The 6,477-nt window shown below is 46.7% G+C and carries 5 protein-coding genes and 1 pseudogene; 5 read left to right on the forward strand and 1 reads right to left on the reverse strand.

What is annotated here, in order from left to right:
• Nucleotides 1-116: 116 nt before the first annotated feature.
• The 4 genes from QZW47_RS09595 to QZW47_RS09610 all read left to right on the forward strand — a co-directional run bounded on the left by QZW47_RS09595 (nucleotide 117) and on the right by QZW47_RS09610 (nucleotide 5,772).
• The gene (locus tag QZW47_RS09595; protein WP_293126465.1) at nucleotides 117-1,511 is read left to right on the forward strand and encodes a DUF4912 domain-containing protein; all 1,395 of its coding nucleotides are present in this window, start codon (nucleotides 117-119) and stop codon (nucleotides 1,509-1,511) included.
• 537 nt (nucleotides 1,512-2,048) lie between these two features.
• On the forward strand, nucleotides 2,049-3,362 hold the full coding sequence (locus QZW47_RS09600) for an ABC transporter substrate-binding protein (protein WP_293126467.1): 1,314 nt from the start codon (nucleotides 2,049-2,051) through the stop codon (nucleotides 3,360-3,362).
• A 251-nt stretch (nucleotides 3,363-3,613) separates the two neighbouring features.
• The gene (locus tag QZW47_RS09605) at nucleotides 3,614-4,513 is read left to right on the forward strand and encodes a carbohydrate ABC transporter permease (protein ID WP_293126469.1); all 900 of its coding nucleotides are present in this window, start codon (nucleotides 3,614-3,616) and stop codon (nucleotides 4,511-4,513) included.
• A 395-nt stretch (nucleotides 4,514-4,908) separates the two neighbouring features.
• The gene (locus QZW47_RS09610; RefSeq protein WP_293126483.1) at nucleotides 4,909-5,772 is read left to right on the forward strand and encodes a carbohydrate ABC transporter permease; all 864 of its coding nucleotides are present in this window, start codon (nucleotides 4,909-4,911) and stop codon (nucleotides 5,770-5,772) included.
• On the opposite strand, the gene QZW47_RS09615 is transcribed toward QZW47_RS09610, so the two are convergent.
• Entirely contained in the window at nucleotides 5,739-6,035 is a 297-nt protein-coding gene (locus tag QZW47_RS09615; RefSeq protein WP_293126471.1) for a hypothetical protein, read from the reverse strand. The two genes, QZW47_RS09610 and QZW47_RS09615, sit on opposite strands and share 34 nt — an antisense overlap.
• On the opposite strand from QZW47_RS09615, the pseudogene QZW47_RS09620 reads away from it, so the two are divergent.
• A pseudogene (locus QZW47_RS09620) lies at nucleotides 6,034-6,324 on the forward strand (ABC transporter ATP-binding protein); the annotation flags it as partial. The gene QZW47_RS09615 and the pseudogene QZW47_RS09620 overlap by 2 nt on opposite strands.
• Nucleotides 6,325-6,477 lie beyond the last annotated feature (153 nt).

Below are 6,477 nucleotides of genomic sequence, written 5' to 3' on the forward strand. Positions count from 1 at the left end.
GTTTCAGAAGCTCATTACTACTTGAATTTAAAAGAGTTTCTAACTCAAAAAGTCAACATATTTGTGTTGAAGTAAAAAATCTAACCCGCCATCCCAAATTAGTGGAGAACAAACTCATGGCAAAAGAACGCCCACCATTAGAAGAGATGACTTTGCGACAACTCCGCAGAGTTGCTAGCGAATGTGGAGTCTCTCGCTACAGCCGGATGCGGAAATCGCAACTTCTGGCATCAATTCAAGAAATTCAGCGCAACAAGTTTTCATACAGTCCATCTCGCAAACTAGAGGCACAAGAAGCAGTGGAAGCAGCAAAGTTTGAACTAGGTCAAGAAGATAGAACAGGCGGTTCGTTGTCGTCTGTAGATGAAGGTTTAGCAGATTTGCCCAACGGTTACGGTGAAAGCCGGGTTGTTTTGATGCCCCGCGATCCAGAATGGGCTTACACCTACTGGGATATCCCCAACGATCGCAAAGAAGAATTGCGCCGCCAAGGTGGACAGCAACTCGCCCTCCGGATCTACGACGTTACAGATGTTAACCTCGACATCCAAAGCCCCCACAGCATTCAAGAATATCCCTGCGACGAACTGGCGCGGGAATGGTACGTGCCAATCCCCGTTAGCGATCGCGATTATGCGATCGACATCGGCTACCGCTGTGCAGACGGCCGTTGGTTGGTGTTGGCGCGATCGGCAGAAGTCCGCGTCCCGCCCATCTATCCTAGTGACTGGATTGAAGACCAATTCATCACCCTCGACTGGGAAGAAGACTTGCGCGGCCAAACCTTCGCCGAACTGGTTCCCCCAGCCAAGAAAATGGCAAAAGCCACCAACGGCGGTTACAGCACCGGCAACGCCATCTACGAACAAATCTTCGGCATGGCAGAATCGGCAGAATCGATGCGCGTAGCAGGTTCGATGTTCGGTTCCATGCAGCACGTTGCAGGTTCGATCCAGCAATCCGCAATCCACGAACAAGCTTTGAGTTCCTACGTATTCCCCTCCGGTGTCGGAATGTGGGCTGGGGCCGGAATCTCTGCCCTCACCGCGTCAGGTGTGGGTATGTCCGGCCTGACTGCCTCAGGTGTGGGTATGTCCGGCCTCACTGCGTCAGGTGTGGGTATGTCCGGCCTCACCATGTCCGGTGTCGGGCTCTCTGGCCTCACCATGTCCGGTTTCGGTATGTCCTCCGGTGTCGGTATGTCGGGAGTTGGCTTTGCCGCCCCGATGCGCCCCCGCCAATTCTGGTTAGTTGCTGATGCTGAATTGATCGTCTACGGCGCCACCGAACCAGACGCCACCGTTTATGTAGGCGGACAACCAATCAAACTGAATGCTGACGGCACTTTCCGGTTCCAGATGTCTTTCCAAGACGGCTTGATCGACTATCCGATTTTTGCAGTAGCAGCAGACGGCGAACAAAACCGCGCTGTCCACATGAAATTCGAGCGCGAAACCCCTGAACGTCGCACCAATACTAAGGAAGATTCTGTTGTGGAATGGTTGGGCTAATCCTAAATGTCGATCGCGATCCCGGTAGGTGTTTGGGTTTGTGCCAATTTTTTAACCATCACAAGGCCTACCCGGAGCAAATGGCGATTTGTTAGGGTTAGTTTCAGACAACAACCCATAACACCCCCTATACACCGTTCTCCTATTTTGAGGAGCGGTGTTTTTTGTATGTTAGAAGAAGGAAGAAGGAAGAAGTAAGAAGAATGATTTATTTGTAGGGTGCGTGAGGGCGAGAAATCTTTACATCCACACAGCGAGACTATCATTCACGCACCGCCCCAACGATTGAATCATGCCCATATCAAATACCAGCGGCAACGATATTTGATAATACTCTCAATATCTACCTATAGATAGATGTTAACTCAAATTACAATCAACCCGTTAGCTAAAAAATTGCACTTTTGACTCCCGGAGTATGAAGTAAGCTAAAGTTTACTTAAATTTTCATTGCACAAACTCGCTAAATCCCGCGAAACATAACAAAGCGAGTTATGAGATAAATAAGGCGATCGCACAGCCAGATCTCAAAAGCAAATGCCAAAAATAAATTCCCCGCCCCAGCGAAGGCAAAAGCGCCCCCGTCTTTTCGCCTTATTCACTGTCATATTAGCCGCCGTCTTGCTGTTATTCATTCTGCCCGCACTGACTCAGCAACCAGTTGTGCTCACCATGTTAATGCAAGGCCAAGACATTGCTAACTGGAAACCATTTGTCAAAGAATTTGAACAGAAAAACCGCGATATTCGCATCAACCTCGTAGAAGGCCCCTTTGACTCAAACCTGGTAGAAAATCTTTACACATCTGCCTTTCTTTTAGGCGAGTCGCCCTACGACATCATCAACATGGATATTGTTTGGGTTCCCAAATTTGCCGCCGCAGGTTGGGTAAGGGATTTAACGGACAGAATTGGGCCCAAACAACTTGCAAAATTTATCCCAGGTAACGTAGAAGGCGGGCGATATCGGGGCAAACTTTACCGAATTCCCCACGCTTCCGATGCCGGAATGCTTTATTACCGCAAAGACATTTTAAAACAAGCCGGAATTCCCGCGCCGAAAACCTTTGAAGAGATGGTGAAAATATCTCAAAACTTGCAGCAACAGGGAAAAGCAACTTGGGGTTATTTGTGGCAAGGTAAACAATATGAGGGAGTATCTGCGATGTTTGTCGAAGTGCTCTCAGGTTTCGGCGGTTTCTGGGCCAACCCTAAAACTTTTGAAGTTGGGTTAGATAAACCGGAGGCAATTAAAGCAGTGGAATTTCTCAAAAATACGATCGCCTCTGGCATCTCTCCACCAGGTGTTACTACCTACGGCGAAGAAGAAACCAGATTATTATTTCAAAACGGTAAAGCGCTGTTTTTGCGAAACTGGCCCTATGTTTGGAAGCTAGCCAATACTGAAGGATCTAAAGTTAAGGGTAAAATTGCGATCGAGCCAATGCTCAGCAGTATCGGTAAAACAGGCGGTTCCTGCTTGGGCGGCTGGGGCTGGGGAATTTCTAAAACCTCAAAACATCCAGAACAAGCCTGGAAAGCAATTAAATACCTCACCAGCGAGGCAACCCAGCGCAAATTTATTTTAGAAACAGGTTTAATTCCTAGTTACAAATCCCTATTTACTGACAAACAAATAGTCGCCAAATATCCTCACTATCCGCAATTACTCAAAGTAGTGGAACGATCAGCTTTACGTCCGCTCATAGCACAATACGCTCAAGCTTCTGATATTTTACAGCGCTATTTGAGTTCGGCTTTTACCGGGAGAATGACTGCGGAACAAGCAATGAAAGCGGCGGCTAGCGAAACTCGCAATTTATTAGGCAGTTTGAAACAACCTAAAGAATAGAACCCGCCGAATGGAATTCGGGGCTACAAAAACAAAGTCCGAGCTCAGAGGGACTGGAAGAATAGCCGTAGGGTGCGTCGCCATTCAAAATCCGTCAATAAAAATCGATAATCTCATAGCGACGCACCTGTGGCATAGCTCGAAGTAAAACAATAAACCCGCCGAATAGAACCCGCCGAATGGAATTCCGATGCTCCAAAAACAAAGTCCGAGCTCAGAGGGACTGGAAGAATAGAATAGAATCTTAAAATATGCAATTAGATAAGATGCGACAGCGCGAACAAAGAACCGGATGGATATTAGTAGCACCAGCATTGATAATTTTGCTGCTAGTATTTGCTTACCCAATTTTGCGCGCGTTTTGGCTGAGTTTATTCACCCAAAATCTCGGTACTGAATTGAAACTGGTTTTTTCCGGTTTTGCTAACTACAGTCGAATATTAGGTGACGGGCGTTTCTGGCAAACTTTAAGCAATACCACAGTGTTTACTCTTGCCTCTGTTGTGCTGGAATTAATTCTCGGCATGGGCATTGCTTTAGTTTTAAATCAATCCTTCACGGGGCGCGGGATTGTCCGCACAATTTCCCTGCTGCCTTGGGCGCTGCCGACTGCGCTGATGGGTGTAGCTTGGGCGTGGATTTTTAACGATCAATACGGCGTAATTAACGATATTTTGCTCCGCTTGGGATTGATTCAAAAGAGCATTAGCTGGCTGGGAGATCCGACTTTGGCAATGATGGCTGTAATTACGGCTGATGTGTGGAAAACTACGCCGTTTGTTAGTTTGCTTTTGTTAGCCGGATTGCAATCAATTTCTGCGGATTTGTATGAAGCGCACGCTATTGACGGCGCGAGTAGTTGGCAGAGTTTCCGTCAAATTACCTTGCCGCTGCTGATGCCCCAAATTGTGATTGCTTTGCTGTTTCGATTTGCCCAAGCTTTCGGCATTTTCGACCTGATTCAGGTGATGACGGGAGGGGGGCCGGCGGGGGCGACGGAGACGGTTTCTATCTACATTTACAGCACGGTAATGAGGTATTTAGACTTTGGGTACGGGGCGGCTTTGGTGGTATGTACTTTTTTGCTGTTAGTGGCCGCAGTGGCGATCGCCAGTTACCTATTATCCAGAGCCCGCGCTAGTCAAATTTAGATTTGTCGCCCGCACACCCCAGAAACCGGGTTTCTTCGTAAATTTCTCGCGACTCGTCGAATAAACTCGCAGAAACCCGGTTTCTTGCCCCACGCACCCAAATCCCAGAAACCGGGTTTCTTCCTATATTTCTCGTAACTCGTCTAAAAACTCGTAGAAACCCGGTTTCTTGCCCCCTGCCCGGGCTCCCGTGCCCACGCTACAACGATCGCATATTCCAGAAACCGGGTTTCTTCGTATATTTCTCGTGACTCGTCTAAAAACTCGTAGAAACCCGGTTTCTCGCCCCACAATCGTATTTCTTGAAACTATTGTGGGGTGGGCATCTTGCCCGCCCCCAACAATCAATCTCAACACCGAACAATCCAGCCAAGTTCCTTTCATGGGTACAAATTATGTCGATCGCCCGCGAACAACCTACCACAAAACCCTTTAACATCCGGCAATTAATCTTACCCCTATCAGCGATACTAATTGTCGCATACTTCCTCGCGCCCATCATCTGGCAAGTGCTGACATCCTTCAAAGTAAACGCCGATATCTCAGCCATTCCCAACGTCTACATTCCCACCCGAATTACGTTTGAGCATTACCTGTCATTGTTCCAGCGCCGCCCATTTGCACTTTACATCTTAAATAGCGCTTTTGTTTCCATCACTTCCACATTGCTGTGTTTAGCCGTAGGAGCACCCGCCGCTTACGCTTTAGCCAGGTTGCGGCTGTGGGGCGAGAGAATTATTTTAGCAACTGTGACAATTGTGACCCTATTTCCGGCAGTGTTGCTATTTTTGGGACTCCTGGAAATTGTCAAGGCTTTGGATTTAGGAAATAATTATTTAGCCTTAATAATTCCCTACACCGCCATCAATCTACCACTGACAATTTTGGTAATGCGGAGTTTCTTTCAACAATTACCAAAAGACTTAGAAGATGCAGCCAAAGTTGACGGATATAACACCTTTCAAATGCTGTGGCAAATCGTGCTGCCGATGACATTTCCCGCCCTAGTCACAACCGGAATTTTGACATTTATTTCAGCTTGGAACGAGTTTATATTTGCACTGACATTTATGACTCGCGAATCTCTCAAAACAATTCCCGTAGCCACAGCTCAACTCAGCGGCGCCTCAGTCTTTGAGATTCCCTACGGCCCGATCGCAGCAGCCACCGTTTTAGGAACATTACCCTTAGTTTTTCTAGTTTTAGTATTCCAGCGGCGCATAGTTCAAGGTTTAACTGCCGGGGCAGTCAAGGGATAATTTGTAACTTTAAATAATCCTAGCATCCTAAACACTTCCTTCTTGATTCTTGCTTCCTTCTTGATTCTTGATTCTTGATTCTTGCTTCCTTCTTGATTCTTGATTCTTGATTCTTGATTCTTCCTTCCTTCTTCCTTCTTCCTTCTTCCTTCTTCCTTCTTCCTTCTTCCTTCTTCCTTCTTCCTTCTTCCTTCTTCCTTCTTCCTTCTTCCTTCTTCCTTCTTCCTTCTTCCTTCTTCCTTCTTCCTTCTTATAAAAATCATGTCAAAACTGCAACTAAAAAACCTCAATAAAACCTACAGCCCCAAAGTTGTACCGGTAAAAGACATTAGCTTAGATGTCAGCGAAGGCGAATTTTTGACCTTGCTGGGGCCGTCTGGATGCGGCAAATCTACCACGCTGCGGTTGATTGCAGGGTTGGAACAGCCGACAAGAGGCGAGATTAGAATTGGCGATCGCGATGTGACATATCTCAGACCGGGCGATCGCGATATTGCAATGGTGTTTCAAAGTTACGCGCTCTATCCGCACATGACAGTGTTTGATGATTTAACCATCTACCAATGCTTTTAGCCATTACTAACCAGATTTCTAGATATATTCTAGGTATTTAACCTATTTAGTTCATCCTAGCCGTTGAGCTAGCTTAATGTGTAGGTGATAAATTTCTAGCTAATTTCTAGGTAGCATCCATCAAATATCGCT

The organism is Microcoleus sp. bin38.metabat.b11b12b14.051, from assembly GCF_013299165.1.
GTDB lineage: Bacteria > Cyanobacteriota > Cyanobacteriia > Cyanobacteriales > Microcoleaceae > Microcoleus.